A 16,253-nucleotide genomic window follows, 5' to 3' on the forward strand; every position below is an offset into this window, starting at 1 on the left:
TTACGGTAGTTATACACCGTCGCTTTTGTCATCTGAATGAAGCGTGGCGGGATGATAAGTAACATATTTCCGGCTAGTGAAGCTATTCCCCTCCCTCGGAGGGGTGCCCGTAGGGTGGGGTGGGTAAATTTTACAACAAGATACACTCCGGCTTTTAGCCACAGGGGAATGGCTTCACCCAAATAAATCTTTGTGGCTCTTTGCGAAACAAAACAATAAAAAACTCTGAGGTTCCTCTGTGAATCTCAGTATCACCAATAATAACGTTTGTGAAACTTTGCGCTTCCTTTGTGTGGCTTAGCAGAACAAAAAACAATATTCAGTCGTAACCTCTGTATTAGGTTTCACTCAGATATATTTGAGTGAAGCTGCTCCCCTCTCCTTTGGAGAGGGGCTGGGGGTGAGGCAAAAACCCAATAGCATGAAAAAAATAAAAACAGCATTATTATCCTACGGAATGTCCGGCAAGGTATTCCACGCACCCTTTTTAACCCTGCACCCCGGCTTTGAGCTTACAGGTGCCTGGGAACGCAGCAAACACCTCATTCAGCAGGATTACCCTGAGGTTAAAAGTTATCCTTCGTTTGATGATTTATTAGCCGATGATGTAGAGCTGGTGGTAGTCAACACACCTGTAGATACCCATTTTGAATATGCAAAAAAAGCTCTTGAGGCCGGCAAGCATATTATTGTAGAAAAAGCCTTTACCACCACCGCTGCCGAAGCCGAAGAGCTGGATGCACTGGCTAAAGCCAAAGGATTAAAACTTACCGTATATCAAAACCGCCGCTGGGACAGCGACCTTAAAACGGTAAAAAGCGTTATTGAATCGGGAGACCTGGGTGACATTGTTGAGGCTTCCATACGTTTTGACCGTTACAATCCTAACCTTAGCCCTAAAGCCTGGAAAGAAGGTGCGAACGCCGGAGCTGGAGTATTAAAAGACCTTGGGCCACACATTATAGACCAGGCCATTTACCTTTTTGGTTATCCGGAAGGCGTATTTGCAGACATCCGCACGCTACGCGAAGGATCCCAGGTAGATGATAATATTGATATTTTATTGTATTATACTGATAAACGCGTAAACCTGCACGGTGGCTTTTTTAACCGCGAACAACTCCCTGCTTATATAATTCAGGGACGCAAAGGCAGCTTTTTTAAAGCCCGTGCCGATGTACAGGAAGATACCCTGAAAACCGGTGCGAAACCAAACCTGTCTGACTGGGGTACCGAGCCTCAAGATAAATCGGGCTTGTTGCATACAGAAGTTAACGGCGAAATAGTGCGTAAAACCATCCCAACGTTGCGGGGCAATTATTACGAACTTTTTGATGGTGTATACAACGCGATAACAGAAGGTACTACAGAACCCGTTACTGCCGAAGATGGCGCCCGTGTAATGAAGATTATTGATGCAGCCATAGCCAGCAGCGCGCAAAGAAAGGTAATCAACCTGTAAATTAACCAATATGGATATAGTAGTAAGCATTTTAGTAACCATTATTACCATCTTTCACCTGTATATTATGTGGTTTGAGATGTTTGCCTGGGAAACACGCGGGCCAAAAATATTCCGCAATTTCCCACGGGAATTATTCCCTAAAACAAAGGCACTGGCAGCAAACCAGGGTTTGTATAACGGCTTTCTGGCAGCCGGCCTTATCTGGTCGTTCTTTATACAGGATGCTGCATGGCATACTAATGTGCTGCTGTTCTTTCTGGGTTGTGTAGCCGTAGCAGGGCTGTTTGGCGCCGCTACCGCTTCTAAAAAAATATTCTTTGTACAGGCACTGCCTGCGCTTATTGCCATTGCATTACTTATCGTAAAGCTGTCGATAAACTCATAATAAACATAAGCCACGAACTACACGAATGTTAATAAACGGGTTTTTGAATATTAGTGTAATTCGTAGCTAAACAAATGATTGCTGCAACAGCACATTGCAAATAAAAAATTAATGAATGTATTTATAACACGCGAAATCCCCCGGGCAGGGCTGGAGCTTCTTGAAAAAGAAGGTTACAACATAGTGCAATGGGTAGAGAAACGCGAACTTACCGAAGAAGAATTTTTAACCCATAGTAAGGCTGCCAATGCTATACTGCTTACCGGAAGGCGCAAGGCCGATGCTGCTTTTTTTGAACAATGCAGCCACCTTAAGGTTGTGTCGCTCTTTTCTGTAGGGTATGATAATGTAGATATTACTGCTGCTACTAAAGCAGGTATCCCGATAGGAAACACACCCGATGTGCTGAGTAATGCTACTGCCGAAACCGCTTTTTTGCTGATGATAGCCACTGCACGAAAAGCATTTTACCACCACAAGCGCATTGCCGCCGGTAACTGGGATTTTTTTGAACCCACAGCAGGCCTGGGAACCGATTTGTTTGGCAAAACACTGGGTATTGTGGGCTTGGGTAACATTGGCTTTGAAATGGCAAAGATGTGCAAAGGTGCTTACGGCATGAATATCATCTACCACAACCGTGGGCATAACAAGCAGGCTGAAGCCGAACTGGGAGCTAAACGCGTAGAACTTGACGACCTGCTGGCACAAAGCGATGTCATTTCGGTACACGTTAATCTTTCTGATGAATCTAAGGGAATGTTCAATGCTGCGGCATTCGCTAAAATGAAGTCCGGCGCCCTTTTTATAAACACCGCGCGTGGCGGCATCCATAACGAAGCCGACCTTAAAGTGGCTTTAGAGAACGGTACCATTTGGGGTGCGGGGCTAGATGTTACCAACCCTGAACCGATGGATAAAAACAATCCGTTACTCAATATGGAAAATGTAAGTGTACTGCCTCATATTGGCTCTGCCGTAAAAGAAACCCGTGATGCCATGGCAATACTTGCCGCTAAAAATGTTATTGCGGGATTAAAAGGCGAAAAGTTGCCGGCGTGCGTAAACCCCAAGGTGCAGTAGTTGTTTAAAATTGGAAAGTCTAAGTTTTAAATGCAATTGAGGTGATTACCACAAAGGTCACAAAGATTTCACTGGGAACACAAAGCTTTACGGAATGTACTTTTACCATGTAGAAGCCCACAAAGCTTTGTGTACCCCCGCCAAGGCGGTTTTTTCCATCGTGAACTTTGTGAAAATCTTTGTGAACCTTGTGGGAAATCTATTACATGTTTCACACTACTCATATTCCAAACCATATATAATACCCTTAATGCATAATTTAGCAGCATAAACAAACCTTATTTTGAAAAGTACAGACTACCAGAATTTATTACAAAACCACGAGCAGGAACACGACAAGCTGCAAAAACAGTATAACCTGATAGGCACAGTGCGGCTGGGGCTTGTGGCCGTTATGCTGGTTATGGCTTATTTTGCCGTGGCTCAAAAAAACAATGCCTTTTGGGTGGTTTGTGCACTGGCATGGCTTGGGTTCATGGTAGCTTATAAAAAGCACCAGCGGGTACAACGGCAGCGCAACCTGCTACGCCAGCTCATACAGATTAATAAAGACGAAATTGCTTATCTTAACCGAACTAAAATTTCGTTTGCAGAAGGGCAGGAGTTTGTAGATCCCCAACACCCCTATACCTATGACCTTGATATTTTCGGGCAGCGGTCGTTGTTTCATAACCTTAACCGTACGTACACTTTTATAGGGAAACACAGTTTTGCTAACCTGCTAAAAGGCATATTGCCTAATGAAGATATTCTGCACAACCAAAATGCTGTTGCCGAACTGAAAGATAAAACTGCATGGAGGCAGCATATAGCTGCACTGGCACGGAGTAAGAACGATACCGGGAAAAAATATACCCAGCTTATAGAATGGGCGTCATCTCCGGCAGAGCAACTGCCAGGGTATGCCAGGGTGCTTTCTTTTGCAGGCCCTGCATTGTTTATGGCTGCCGTGTTATGGAGCATCGTTACGGGCAGTTACCATAGCGCCATTACCTGGTTGTTTTTGTTTAATGCCGGATATTTCTTTTCGCACATTAAAAAGGTAAAGGCTATAACTGATTTCTCCGATGAGATCGACGTGATATTAAAAAACTATGGCGACATACTGCAGAGTATAGAGCAGGAAAATTTTACATCAGAAAAAAACCTCTCGTTACAAACACAGGTTACCTCCGGCACGGAAACCGCAAGCGGACAAATTCGTCAGCTCTCGGCATTGTTTTCAGACCTTAACAACACAAGCAATCCGCTTGGCGCGATGCTGGTAAACGGCGTGTGCATGTACCATTTGCACAGGCTGCACAACCTGTATGCCTGGAAAGCAAAACATGCACAGCAAATTACCCAGTGGCTAAACGTTATAGGGCAGTTTGAAGCCCTTAACAGCCTGGCTAATTACGCAGCAAACAATCCCGGTTTTGTATTTCCGCATATAAACAATAATGGGCAAATTACATTTAAAGATTTAGGCCATCCGCTTATTCCTGAAACGGTGCGGGTATGTAACGATATTTCGTTTACACAGCAACCCTTCCGCATCCTTACGGGCAGTAATATGTCCGGCAAGAGTACGTTTCTGCGTACGCTGGGCATCAATATGGTGCTGGCAGGTACAGGTGCTCCCGTTTGTGCAAAGCAGGCTACAATACATCCGCTACCGGTACTGGTATCAATGCGCCAAAGCGATTCACTGGCCGATAGCGAGTCGTACTTTTTTGCTGAGGTAAAACGCCTTAAGCAGATTATCGTGGCATTGCAGGGCCAAAAGTCTTTCGTGTTGCTGGATGAAATTTTAAAGGGTACAAATTCAGACGATAAACAGTCGGGTACCATAGGCGTTATCAAAAAAATCATTGCCCAAAACGGCACCGGGGTTATTGCTACACACGATATCGAGGTATGCGACACCAGTAACGACTATCCTGATTACCTGAAAAACCAGTGCTTTGAAGTGCAGATAACTAATAACGAACTGGTGTTTGACTATACCCTGCGCGATGGCATTTGCCAGAATAAGAGCGCTACCTTTTTAATGAAGAAAATGGAGATCATCTCATAGCAATAATACAATTACCAAAACACACAACTATGAAAAAACTCACGTATATACTTTTTGCCTTCATCACAGTATCTTTTGCACAGGCACAAAACGATGAGCCCATTTCGCTGGGTTTAATGCTGGAGAATTATAAATATCCGTTTCCGGTAAGCACTAAAGAATTTGACATACAAGGCCAAAAGTTAACCATGGCCTATATGGATGTGCAACCGGAAAAACCTAATGGCAAAACCATAATGCTGCTGCACGGCAAAAACTTTTGTGGTGCCTACTGGGAGCAAACGGCTACCGACCTGAGCAAAGAGGGTTACCGTGTAATTATACCCGACCAGATAGGCTTCGGCAAATCAAGCAAGCCTACTAATATTCAGTATACATTCCAGCTATTGGCACAAAATACCAAGGCTATTTTAGATGACCTGAAAATTACTAAACTAACGGTTTTGGGGCATAGCATGGGGGGTATGGTAGCTACCCGCTTTTCGCTGATGTACCCCAATATGGTAGAAAAACTGGTGCTGGAAAACCCCATAGGACTGGAAGACTGGAAGCTTTGGGTACCTTATCAAAGTGTAGACAACTGGTATGCGGGCGAACTGAGGCAGGACTATGAGTCGCTTAAAAACTACCAAATAGTTTCATACTACCACAACACATGGATGTATGAATATAACAAATGGCTCAACATTCCCGCGGGGTGGACAATGAATAAAGACATTTACCTTAACATTGCTAAAAATGCGGCGCTTACTTATGATATGGTCTTTACACAGCCGGTGTGCTACGAGTTCCAGAACCTGAAAATGCCGGTACTGCTTATCATCGGGCAGCTTGACCGCACCGCCCTTGGCAAGGCCAAAGCTCCGGCGGAAGTTCAGTCTAAACTGGGCAACTACCCAGTGCTAGGACGCCAAACAGCAAAGAAAATACCGAATGCTAAACTGGTAGAGATAGATGGAGTGGGCCACTTGCCACACATAGAAGAATATAAGTTGTTTATAAAACCGCTTAAAGAGTTTTTAAAGGGGTAAGTAATATGGAAAACCAATTTCTTTATGCAGCGCGAGGTGTTTATAATCCGGAAGTTGATGGCTGGGATGACTATATTATTTGGAGCAAATTATCTCACTTAAATGAGGTGGCCGGCTTAGATTGTGTTTTGAATGAGGACTTACTTCAGGCTGATAGAGACAATGAGGATTATTGGGAACAAATGTATTGGTACGAATCTTCATTATCGGGATTATATAAAACGTCTGATTATGTATTATCGAAAATAAATGCAAATCAAAAATTCAATTTTTTAGCAGTATTGCTTGAACCGACTCAGGACTGTAACCAAATTGCACTTGAAGATTATGACTTTTTAGGGTATGACCTTTTAGATCTTTATTTTGAAATTAGTGCCCTTACTAATTGCGGTGGCTTTGATGAAACATTCTTACCTGTAGATTTAAATTCCTTTGGATTGATAGACGATTTTAATAAGGCATATGATTTCGCAAACAGGCTTTACGAAAATAATCCGGAGGAAGATCATGCGAATACTAATGTAATCGCGATATGGAGGCATAAATATATTGGGATAAGGTAGCACATTTCAGACAATTTCGATTAAACTCGTTGATCATAGGAGATTTCTCTACTTCGCTTCGCTGCGGTCGAAATGGAATGTGTCTCATTAACAATAACTGTGTAACTTTGTACTATGGATACCGAAATAAACTTATCGCGAAAGGTACGCAAGCCTTTAAAAGCGTACAAAGAGGCAAAGCAAAGTTACCTTAACAGGATGCGCCTGGCTGTGTCGTTGTTCTATTTTTCTATGGGGCTTACTTTTGCCACCTGGGCAAGCCGCATACCCGATATTAAAGAAACATTAAACCTTACTGAGGCCGACCTTGGTACGGTGCTCTTTGCTATTCCGCTGGGGCAGTTGCTCATGATGCCTTTTTCGGGTAAGATCGTTATACGCTATGGTAGTAGTAAGACGGTGGTTTTTGGCATTATCTTTTACATATTATCTATGGCTACGTTGGGGCTGGCTACCGAGGTGTGGCAGCTTATGCTATCGCTGTTCTTCTTTGGCATCTTTAGTAACTTTACTAACATATCGGTTAATACACAAGGTATTCTTACAGAGAGTATTTTCCGCAGGCCCATTATGTCGTCGTTTCACGGGGCATGGAGCCTTGCCGGTTTTACGGGTGCACTCATCGGCCTGCTGATGATGAACTTTGGCCTTAAGCCGCTGTACCATTTTGCGATAGTGGCAATACTGTTGTACATAAATATTTTCGCTAATTATCGCCATCTGGTAAAAACCCGCCCCGCAAAACCTGCCAAGGTTGAGGCTGAGAAAAAACGCAGCCTGATACCCAAGATAAACCCCGCCCTGGCATGGCTGGGTGTTATTGGCTTTTGCAGCATGGTAAGCGAGGGCATTATGTTTGACTGGAGCGGCGTATATTTTAAAGAGGTGGTAAAAGCACCGGAATCGTTAGTAATACTGGGATATACCTCATTTATGATCATGATGGCTTCCGGCCGTTTTATAGGCGATAAAATTACGGCACGCTTTGGGCGTAAGCGCGTACTAGCTATAAGCGGCTTTATGATATCGGGCGGCATGTATATTGCGGTGTTCTTTCCGTATGTAATTCCGGCTGCACTTGGCTTTATGCTTGTGGGGCTTGGGGTAAGTACTGTTGTACCGGGCGTTTACAGTCTTGCGGGTAAAACACCGGGCATAGAGCCCAGCCAGGCGCTTACGGCAGTATCGAGCATTAGTTTTCTGGGCTTTTTACTGGGGCCACCTATTATAGGATACATTGCACATGCCGTAGGGCTTAAAATGTCGTTTGCCATAATAGGGGTATTTGGTGTAGGAATAGCCTTTTTAGTGAATAAAATTAAGGAATAGGTAACCTCACCCCAACCCCTCTCCGAAGAAGAGGGGAGCCAGCAGACGGGTACAGTTTGAAGAATAACACGGTAAAAGTTATCGTTAATCAGGAGTTGAAACATCGGAGTGTAGCTGCTCCCTCTCCTTTGGAGAGGGCTGGGGTGAGGCTAATAATTAACAACAAAGAATATGGAATGCAGAAAAATAGGAAACAGCGATTTAGAATTATCCGTAATAACCTTTGGGGCATGGGCAGCCGGAGGATGGATGTGGGGCGGAACCGAGCGCAGCGAGGCCGTAGATGCCATTCGCAAGTCGTATGACGAGGGTGTGACGAGTATAGATACCGCACCCATTTACGGGCAGGGCGACAGCGAAGATATTGTTGCCGAAGCCATTGCACCGCTGAGCCGCGATAAGGTGCAGCTGGTAACAAAATTCGGGATGCGTTGGGATCTGGCTAAGGGTGACTTTGCCATGAAGAGCAAAAACAACCAGGGGCAGGATATCGACATCTATAAATATGCGGGTCGCGAAAGCATTATTAAAGAGTGTGAGGACAGCCTGCGCAGGTTAAAGACCGATTATATTGACCTGTATCAAATTCACTGGCCGGATAGTACAACGCCTATTCAGGAGACTTTTGAGACGGTAAATGAACTAATACAGCAGGGCAAAGTGCGCTATGCGGGTGTATGTAATTACAATGCTGCACAGGTAGCCGAAGCCAGTAAATATGTAAACATAGTAAGCGACCAGGTGCCTTACAGTATGGTAAAGCGCGATATTGAAAAAGAACTGGTACCCTACACCATAGAGAACGTAAAAGGCATACTGGCTTATAGCCCGCTGGAACGTGGCCTGCTTAGCGGTAAGATGAAGCCGGGACACACTTTTGAACGGGGAGACCATCGTGCTAACATCTACTTCTATAAAGATGAAAACCTAAAGCTTGTAAATGAGGTTTTAGACAAGCTACGCCCTATGGCTGCTGAAAAGAATGCTACGCTGGCACAACTGGTGCTGAGGTGGACAATAGAGCAACCGGGCATAACCATAGCGCTTGCCGGTGCCCGCAATGCAGAACAAAGTGTGGCAAATGCAAAAGCCGTGAATGTAAAACTAAACAAAGAAGAAATTGGCTTTATCAATACCCTGCTTAACGGCCTGGAACTGGTAAAGTAATTTTGTTGATTATTTTAGGTTATATAGTAAACCCCTGCGGCAATGTGCTGTGGGGGTTTTGGTTTTAGTTGAGTATTATTAGGCTTAAAGCGACAATGTATCTAAATTATCGGAATGGTTCTCATCAACCTCTCTTATGTTTCTGTAATAAATCTGTATCCTCTTTATTTGTTTATTGTTACCCTCGGTATATCGTGTAAATAATTGTATTTTATTACAGCCTTTGCTTATCCAGTTAAAAAAGAATTTCTTTTCAAAATGCTTAAGATAAAGTATCCGGTCTTCTTTCCAACGCCCTATCTTTCCTGATGTATCATGAATTGAGCCATCATCATGAAATGTTACTACACTATCAGATGGGCATTCTTCTGTCCCGTTATTGTTGAATTTGGTAATTTTATAGGTAATACCTATTAGTTGCTTTTTTTGCTCTGTACTGATTTTATCCATCCTTGATGGAAAATAATAGTGAATATCATTCTCTTTATGATTTGTACAACTAAACAAAACAAAACCCACGATAATGAGGTTTAGTCGTAAAGCAGTTGCGCTATTTAAGGGAATAAATTTCATCAGGTTAGTTTTGGTGCAATAAAGATAAAAAACTTCCCGGTTTCTTTGTACAACAACTACCGCACCAGCGAAAAGAACAAATACAACAATATTACCGCTATAAACAATACCGCCCTTAAGGTAAACATACGGCTGTTTTGCGAGGTGTCTTTTGCCCACAGGCCTTTACGGCTGCGCTTTATAGAAATAAGCAGCGTAAGGAAAAAAACAATGATGATGATAAGCCCTATCTTGTTTTGCATAACGCGGCAAAGGTAGTCAGGATTTTAAATGGTCTGACTGTAGCTAACACTAAAATGACAAGTACGCACTTTTCCGCAAAACCGTACCCCGCTTCAATCCATAACTACTGCAAATTTGCTAAAAACCTTATTTTTATTGAAAAAATCGCAAATTTGGTGTTGCATATTTCAGTAATAAAAAACTATCTTTGCACCCGAGAAAAATGAGTTTTCTCGCAATCTATAAATAGCTGTTTAATAAATACATAAGCAATGTCTACAGTAATAGGAAAAGTTGCACAGATTATCGGACCGGTGGTTGACGTGGTGTTTAATGCACAGGATGCCGTGCTTCCAAGGATTTATGATTCGTTAGAGATCACTAAAAAAGATGGTACAAAACTGGTACTTGAAGTACAGTCTCACGTGGGTGAAAACACCGTACGTACCATTTCGATGGACTCAACTGACGGCCTTAGCCGCGGACAAGAGGTTATCGGTACAGGTGCTCCTATCCAGATGCCTATAGGTGGAGACATCTACGGACGTTTGTTTAATGTTATTGGCGACGCTATCGACGGCCTTGGTGACCTGCCTAAAGCAGGTGCTAACGGATTGCCTATCCACCGCCAGGCGCCTAAGTTTGAAGAGCTTTCTACATCTTCTGAAGTACTTTTTACAGGTATCAAAGTAATCGACCTTATCGAGCCTTATGCAAAAGGTGGTAAAATTGGTCTTTTTGGTGGTGCCGGTGTTGGTAAAACAGTACTTATCCAGGAGCTAATTAACAATATCGCAAAAGGCCACGGTGGTCTTTCTGTATTCGCCGGTGTAGGTGAGCGTACCCGTGAAGGTAACGACTTACTTCGTGAGATGCTTGAATCGGGCATTATCAAATATGGCGAAGACTTTATGCACTCTATGGAAAACGGCGGATGGGATCTTACTAAAGTAGATAAAGAAGGCATGCGCCAGTCTAAAGCTACTTTCGTATTTGGCCAGATGAACGAGCCACCAGGAGCACGTGCACGTGTTGCCCTTTCAGGACTTACCATTGCTGAGTACTTCCGTGATGGAGCCGGTGAGGCTCAAGGTAAAGACGTACTTTTCTTCGTAGACAACATCTTCCGTTTTACACAAGCGGGTTCAGAGGTATCGGCACTACTAGGACGTATGCCATCTGCGGTAGGTTACCAGCCTACGCTTGCAACTGAGATGGGTGCTATGCAGGAGCGTATTACTTCTACTAAGAAAGGTTCAATTACATCAGTACAGGCGGTTTACGTTCCTGCGGATGACTTAACTGACCCTGCACCTGCTACAACTTTTGCCCACCTTGATGCTACTACGGTACTTAGCCGTAAAATTGCTGAGCTTGGTATCTACCCTGCGGTAGACCCTCTTGACTCTACTTCAAGGATTCTTACACCACAAATTCTTGGTGATGAGCACTACAACACGGCTCAAAGGGTAAAAGAAATTCTGCAGAAATACAAACAACTACAAGATATCATCGCTATCCTTGGTATGGAAGAGCTTAGCGAAGAAGATAAGCTATCGGTAAGCCGTGCACGTAGGGTACAGCGTTTCCTTTCTCAGCCGTTCCACGTTGCTGAGCAGTTTACAGGTATACCGGGCGTTCTTGTAGATATTAAAGATACCATCAAAGGCTTTAACATGATTATTGATGGCGAACTTGACCACCTTCCTGAAGCTGCCTTTAACCTTAAAGGTACCATACAGGATGTAATTGAGGCAGGTCGCGAAATGTTAGCTAAAGCGTAATAAAAGTTTATGGTTTATGGTTTTAAGTTTGTGGTTACGGCCTGAACGATAAACCCTGAACAACAAACTAAAAACAAAAAGAAGCATGTTATCATTAGAAATAGTATCACCGGAAGGACATTTGTTTAAGGGCAGCGTTACATCGGTAACTGTTCCGGGTACAGATGGCGAATTCCAGATGCTGGACCACCACGCTAATATCGTTTCGATACTGGCTAAAGGCAGCATCAAAATTGGTGTGGCAGATTATAAAACGAGTACTGCTTTTTCAGAACGTTTTATAAAAAGCGATAAAGACCAAAAGTTCCTGCTGCCGATAGAAAGCGGCACACTGGAACTTAACGACAACAAAATCATTATTTTGGTTGATTAAATTCATCTATACTTACTAAAAAGCCCTTCTTAGCAATAAGAGGGGCTTTTTGTTTTACAAGCGTTGCAAACCATTATGTGGAATATTTCGTATAATAGAGATAGGATAAATAATTTTAAGAAAACCTTATAGTAGTATCAATTCTAAGATGTTTAAAAACTATTTTAAATATAATTGTCTTAAACACAGTGAAATAAAGTATTTCATGAATTTTCATAACCGTTGTTCGATTAAATAGTTAAAAAACGACTATTTTTGCGAAATACGCTCCACTTTTTATGGCCTACAAGAACATCATTTTTATTGACAATGACGAAGAAGACAGGATGATCTTTAAAGACACGCTGTTTCATTTATACCCCCGTATTATTTATAATGACTTTTCCGGTGCAGATGAGGCGCTTGATTACCTAAGCCACGACTTTATCATACTGCCCGATCTTGTTTTCCTGGACATTAATATGCCCGGAAAAGATGGCTTTCATGTACTTAAGGCCATCAAAAAGAACGAACGCTTAAAGGAAATTCCGGTTATTATGTTTTCTACAAGTTCAGAAAAAAATGATATGCAAAAAGCCAGTAAGCTTGGCGCTTTGGGCTATGCTGTAAAACCATCACAATTGTCTGATCTGGAAAAGATAATGGATGTAGCTATAAATAAGCTCGTTTACTCATCAGAGCCATCACAATACATCATCAGGCTTCACGATTAACCTGCCGGTCTTTACATTACAATAATTATTATCTTGCAGATACTAATCAAACCTGTAATGCAAAAACACACCTACCTTAATTTTTGGGCAACAGCCCTTATCCTGCTCATAATTGGGTTTGCTTTTTACGGTCCTGAAGCTATGCTGGATTTTAATATTCACGACACTTATATTGTAATAGCTATAAGGGATATTGTTACTATGAGCGCGTTGTGCTACTTTTTGTCCGGGCTGCCTTATCTCTTATTTCAATGGTTAAAACGCCGACCTTCAGTAAGGCTAACGCGTATACATACCTCTATAATGGTTGGTGGTTGCTTTTTATACCTGATATTAAACGCCCTGATAAAAGCTTCGGCTACAAAAAGCACATTCCCGGGTTATGACGATACCACCGATAGACTTGCTATGCTGACGCTATCATTTGGTTTTGTCTTTGTGCTGATACAGGTGGTGTTCTTAATAAATGTTGCATTAGGAATTTTTAGGAAACGGGAATGATTTTATTAAATCAACTACAGCTCCCCTTCCCATTCAGCATAGAACTGTGCAAGAAAGGCCTCCATATACTTATGGCGCCCTTCGGCAATAGTGCGTCCCGTTTCGGTATTCATGCGGTCTTTAAGCAGTAACAGCTTTTCGTAGAAATGGTTTATCGTGGGCGATACGCTGGCTTTGTACTGCTCCTTATCCATGCCTAAAGCAGGCGGAATAGCAGGGTCGTATAACGGCCTGTTTTTAAACCCGCCATAGTTAAAGGTGCGTGCGAGGCCTATTGCGCCAAGTGCATCTAAACGGTCGGCATCCTGAACAATATCCAGTTCAATACTGCTGAATTTCTTTTCGAAATTTCCTCCTTTAAACGATATGTTCTCTATTATAGCCACCACATGGGCTATGGTTTCGGTATCCACATCATGGCTTTGCAAAAACTGGGTAGCCACACGCGGCCCTACGGTTTCATCGCCATTATGAAATTTGCTATCGGCCACATCGTGCAATAAAGCGCCCAGCTGTACTACAAGCAGGTTGCAGTTCTCGCCTTTAGCAATGTTTAGCGCATTGTTATACACCCGTTGTATATGAAACCAGTCGTGACCACCCTCGGCGCCCTCAAGCTGTTGTTTTACAAAGTTTATGGTATGGTGTATTAGGACAGCGTGGCTCATAGTGTAGTTTTATTGAGGTGGCAAAGGTAATGTAAAGTCTCAAAGTTTGAAAGGTACAGGATTAAATGTGGAGTTACCCCCGCTTCTTTTATTATCGTGTAAATGCATGTTTTTCTGTATTTTATAACCACATAGATTTCATAGCCGTTAGTTCCTCAAAACCTCCCAAAGTTTGCATAGTAAAAGCTATGCTTTACATAGCGCTATGTGTAAAATTTAATTTCTATATCCCCTCTTGCGGGTAAAAAACTATGTTCCTATGTGGTTATAAAATATAGAAATAACATAGCCTTTAGATAGGGAGATTTAAGCCTTTATGCTCCTAATTGAACGATTTTATCAGATGTAATAATCTGCTTGTCATAGCTATTGTTATCCAGCCAAACCATAGCTTTAGCAATAGTACTCGCTTTAATGCTACGGTACTTAGCCAGGTTGCCCCACAGTAACGGATTAAGCAATGTCATTACAGCAGCGCCTATTTTTTCGCCCAGCCGATTATCAGCACGCGATGCAAGTATCAGCGAAGGCTGCAGTATGTAGGTGTTATCAATATGTTGCGCAAGCACCGCCTCCTGCATTTCGGCTTTGGTACGGTTATAAAAAAAGCGACTGTCTTTACTTACCCCAACGGCTGATATCACAATAAATGACGGTATGTTATTTACCATTGCAAGCCGAGCCGCAGCAACAGGTATGCCGTAGTCTATCTTGTGGTAGGTATTTTCATCGGGAGTTTTGGCTTTGGTCGTACCAATGCAGCAAAAAACTACATCAGCAGTAAAATCCGCGGCATAATCTTCCAGTTTAAAAAGGTCTATAAGATACTCTTTAACTTTAGGATGACTAACATTGACACTGTTACGAGAAAACAGCTTTACTTTTTCGTAACGGTCATCAGCCAGCAGCAATTTTAATAGCTCGGTTCCGGTACTGCCCGTAGCTCCCAGAATAATAGCAGTTTTTGACATGGCATAAATTTTAAAGAAAGTTACGCACAATACTGTAAAAGGCAATGGTATTTATCCTGCTTTTAAGAAAGCCCTGCGGTAAAAAAGCCCGCAGGTAGTTAAACTGCGGGCTTTTTAGAGTTGTGTGTTGTTTATATAAAGCTTAGTTACGCTTTCTTAGAGAGGTGTGCCAGCATATCTTTAGTCATGCTTTGCAGGTCAAAATCGTGTTTCCAGCCCCAGTCGGTACGGGCACTGCTATCATCAATGCTTTGCGGCCAGCTGTCGGCTATCTTCTGTCGGAAATCTGGCTCGTAGCCTATGGTAAATTCCGGCAACTCTGCTTTAATGGCATTAGCTATCTCGGCAGGAGTAAAGTCCATAGCGCTAAGGTTATAGCTCGAACGTATTTTTATGTTTTCGGTCGGAGCCTTCATTATGTCTACCGTTGCACGAATGGCATCGTCCATATACATCATGGGCAGGCGTGTTTCTTCGCTCAAAAAGCAGGTATATTCGCCGTTTTCTAATGCTTTGTGGTAAATATCTACAGCATAATCTGTAGTACCGCCACCGGGAGGCGTGCTCCAGCTTATAAGGCCGGGATAGCGAATGCTGCGCACATCTACACCATAAATGTTATGGTAGTATTCGCACCAGCGCTCTCCGCTTTGCTTGCTTATACCATAAACGGTGCTTGGCTCCATTACAGTATATTGCGGTGTGTTTTTTTTAGGTGTAGTAGGTCCAAAAACGGCAATGCTGCTGGGCCAGAATATCTTTTTGATCTTGCCGGCCTTGGCAATATTAAGTACATGGAAAAGAGAATTCATGTTAAGGTCCCATGCAAAGGCAGGGTTTTTCTCGGCAGTAGCGCTAAGCAGGGCAGCCATAAGGTAAACATCGGTAACACCGTGTTTTTCAATAATCTGTTCTACCTGGTTATAATCAAGCGCGTTTACTACTTCAAAAGGCCCCGATGCCACAAAAGCAGGATCTCCTTTACGAACGTCTGATGCTATAACTTCATCCGTGCCAAACTCGGCACGCAGCTTTTTAGTTAGCTCAGTACCTATTTGCCCGCAGGCGCCAATTATTAAAATTTTGGCCATGTAGCTTAGTCGTGTTTAGTTGTGCAAAGATAATGTAATAAAATTACGAATTTTATTTTTTACTCACACTATTATAACATTTTTTTGCAAGATTGTGATTGAATTTCGAGATATAGAGAGGATAGTGGCAAAGTCTCAGAGTTTCAAAGTAGCAAAGTGACAAAGTTTCAGAATCAATTCAGCATAAAGAGTTAAAGGTTGGAGTAAACAACTTTGTTACTTTAAGACTTTGCTACTTTGAAACTCTAAATAAAACTTTTCCTTAACTTTACCGC

The 16,253-nt window shown here is 42.6% G+C and carries 17 protein-coding genes; 12 read left to right on the forward strand and 5 right to left on the reverse strand.

The window, feature by feature from the left end; genetic code table 11:
- The first annotated feature begins 421 nt into the window (after positions 1 to 421).
- From DYH63_RS18965 to DYH63_RS19000, 8 genes are all read left to right on the forward strand, one after another.
- On the forward strand, positions 422 to 1,462 hold the full coding sequence (locus tag DYH63_RS18965) for a Gfo/Idh/MocA family oxidoreductase (protein WP_116790290.1): 1,041 nt from the start codon (positions 422 to 424) through the stop codon (positions 1,460 to 1,462).
- Positions 1,463 to 1,472: 10 nt separating this feature from the next.
- Positions 1,473 to 1,850: a DUF1304 domain-containing protein gene (locus DYH63_RS18970; RefSeq protein WP_116790291.1), complete on the forward strand. Its 378-nt coding sequence runs from the start codon at positions 1,473 to 1,475 to the stop codon at positions 1,848 to 1,850.
- A gap of 111 nt (positions 1,851 to 1,961) precedes the next feature.
- Positions 1,962 to 2,933, forward strand: coding sequence for a 2-hydroxyacid dehydrogenase (locus tag DYH63_RS18975; protein WP_116790895.1), 972 nt, complete (start codon positions 1,962 to 1,964; stop codon positions 2,931 to 2,933).
- A 283-nt stretch (positions 2,934 to 3,216) separates the two neighbouring features.
- The gene (locus DYH63_RS18980) at positions 3,217 to 4,992 is read left to right on the forward strand and encodes a MutS-related protein (RefSeq protein WP_240409037.1); all 1,776 of its coding nucleotides are present in this window, start codon (positions 3,217 to 3,219) and stop codon (positions 4,990 to 4,992) included.
- Between the two features lie 29 nt (positions 4,993 to 5,021).
- Entirely contained in the window at positions 5,022 to 6,023 is a 1,002-nt protein-coding gene (locus tag DYH63_RS18985; RefSeq protein WP_116790292.1) for an alpha/beta fold hydrolase, read from the forward strand.
- A 5-nt stretch (positions 6,024 to 6,028) separates the two neighbouring features.
- Positions 6,029 to 6,586: a hypothetical protein gene (locus DYH63_RS18990; protein WP_116790293.1), complete on the forward strand. Its 558-nt coding sequence runs from the start codon at positions 6,029 to 6,031 to the stop codon at positions 6,584 to 6,586.
- 114 nt (positions 6,587 to 6,700) lie between these two features.
- Positions 6,701 to 7,915, forward strand: coding sequence for an MFS transporter (locus DYH63_RS18995; RefSeq protein WP_116790294.1), 1,215 nt, complete (start codon positions 6,701 to 6,703; stop codon positions 7,913 to 7,915).
- A 171-nt stretch (positions 7,916 to 8,086) separates the two neighbouring features.
- Entirely contained in the window at positions 8,087 to 9,082 is a 996-nt protein-coding gene (locus tag DYH63_RS19000) for an aldo/keto reductase (protein WP_116790295.1), read from the forward strand.
- A gap of 84 nt (positions 9,083 to 9,166) precedes the next feature.
- On the opposite strand, the gene DYH63_RS19005 is transcribed toward DYH63_RS19000, so the two are convergent.
- Positions 9,167 to 9,655, reverse strand: coding sequence for a hypothetical protein (locus DYH63_RS19005; RefSeq protein ID WP_162927097.1), 489 nt, complete (start codon positions 9,653 to 9,655; stop codon positions 9,167 to 9,169).
- A 56-nt stretch (positions 9,656 to 9,711) separates the two neighbouring features.
- Positions 9,712 to 9,897 carry a hypothetical protein gene (locus tag DYH63_RS19010; protein WP_116790297.1) on the reverse strand — a complete coding sequence of 62 codons (186 nt, stop codon included), beginning with the start codon at positions 9,895 to 9,897 and terminating at the stop codon, positions 9,712 to 9,714.
- Positions 9,898 to 10,149: 252 nt separating this feature from the next.
- Between DYH63_RS19010 and atpD the strand changes: the two genes are divergently transcribed.
- From atpD to DYH63_RS19030, 4 genes are all read left to right on the forward strand, one after another.
- Complete coding sequence (atpD, locus tag DYH63_RS19015) at positions 10,150 to 11,661, forward strand: F0F1 ATP synthase subunit beta (protein ID WP_116790298.1); 1,512 nt, start codon at positions 10,150 to 10,152, stop codon at positions 11,659 to 11,661.
- 85 nt (positions 11,662 to 11,746) lie between these two features.
- Positions 11,747 to 12,034, forward strand: a complete 288-nt coding sequence (locus tag DYH63_RS19020) for a F0F1 ATP synthase subunit delta/epsilon (RefSeq protein ID WP_116790299.1) — start codon at positions 11,747 to 11,749, stop codon at positions 12,032 to 12,034.
- A gap of 278 nt (positions 12,035 to 12,312) precedes the next feature.
- Positions 12,313 to 12,747 (forward strand): response regulator, encoded by a 435-nt coding sequence (locus DYH63_RS19025; RefSeq protein ID WP_116790300.1) that lies wholly within the window; start codon positions 12,313 to 12,315, stop codon positions 12,745 to 12,747.
- Positions 12,748 to 12,804: 57 nt separating this feature from the next.
- Positions 12,805 to 13,248, forward strand: a complete 444-nt coding sequence (locus DYH63_RS19030; protein WP_116790301.1) for a hypothetical protein — start codon at positions 12,805 to 12,807, stop codon at positions 13,246 to 13,248.
- Positions 13,249 to 13,262: 14 nt separating this feature from the next.
- On the opposite strand, the gene DYH63_RS19035 is transcribed toward DYH63_RS19030, so the two are convergent.
- From DYH63_RS19035 to DYH63_RS19045, 3 genes are all read right to left on the reverse strand, one after another.
- The gene (locus DYH63_RS19035) at positions 13,263 to 13,916 is read right to left on the reverse strand and encodes an HD domain-containing protein (protein ID WP_116790302.1); all 654 of its coding nucleotides are present in this window, start codon (positions 13,914 to 13,916) and stop codon (positions 13,263 to 13,265) included.
- A gap of 314 nt (positions 13,917 to 14,230) precedes the next feature.
- A complete protein-coding gene (locus DYH63_RS19040; RefSeq protein ID WP_116790303.1) occupies positions 14,231 to 14,887 on the reverse strand; it encodes an NAD(P)H-binding protein in 657 nt (218 codons plus the stop codon).
- 146 nt (positions 14,888 to 15,033) lie between these two features.
- On the reverse strand, positions 15,034 to 15,978 hold the full coding sequence (locus tag DYH63_RS19045) for an L-threonine 3-dehydrogenase (RefSeq protein ID WP_116790304.1): 945 nt from the start codon (positions 15,976 to 15,978) through the stop codon (positions 15,034 to 15,036).
- Positions 15,979 to 16,253 lie beyond the last annotated feature (275 nt).

This window comes from Flavobacterium psychrotrophum, assembly GCF_003403075.1.
Taxonomy (GTDB): domain Bacteria; phylum Bacteroidota; class Bacteroidia; order Flavobacteriales; family Flavobacteriaceae; genus Flavobacterium; species Flavobacterium psychrotrophum.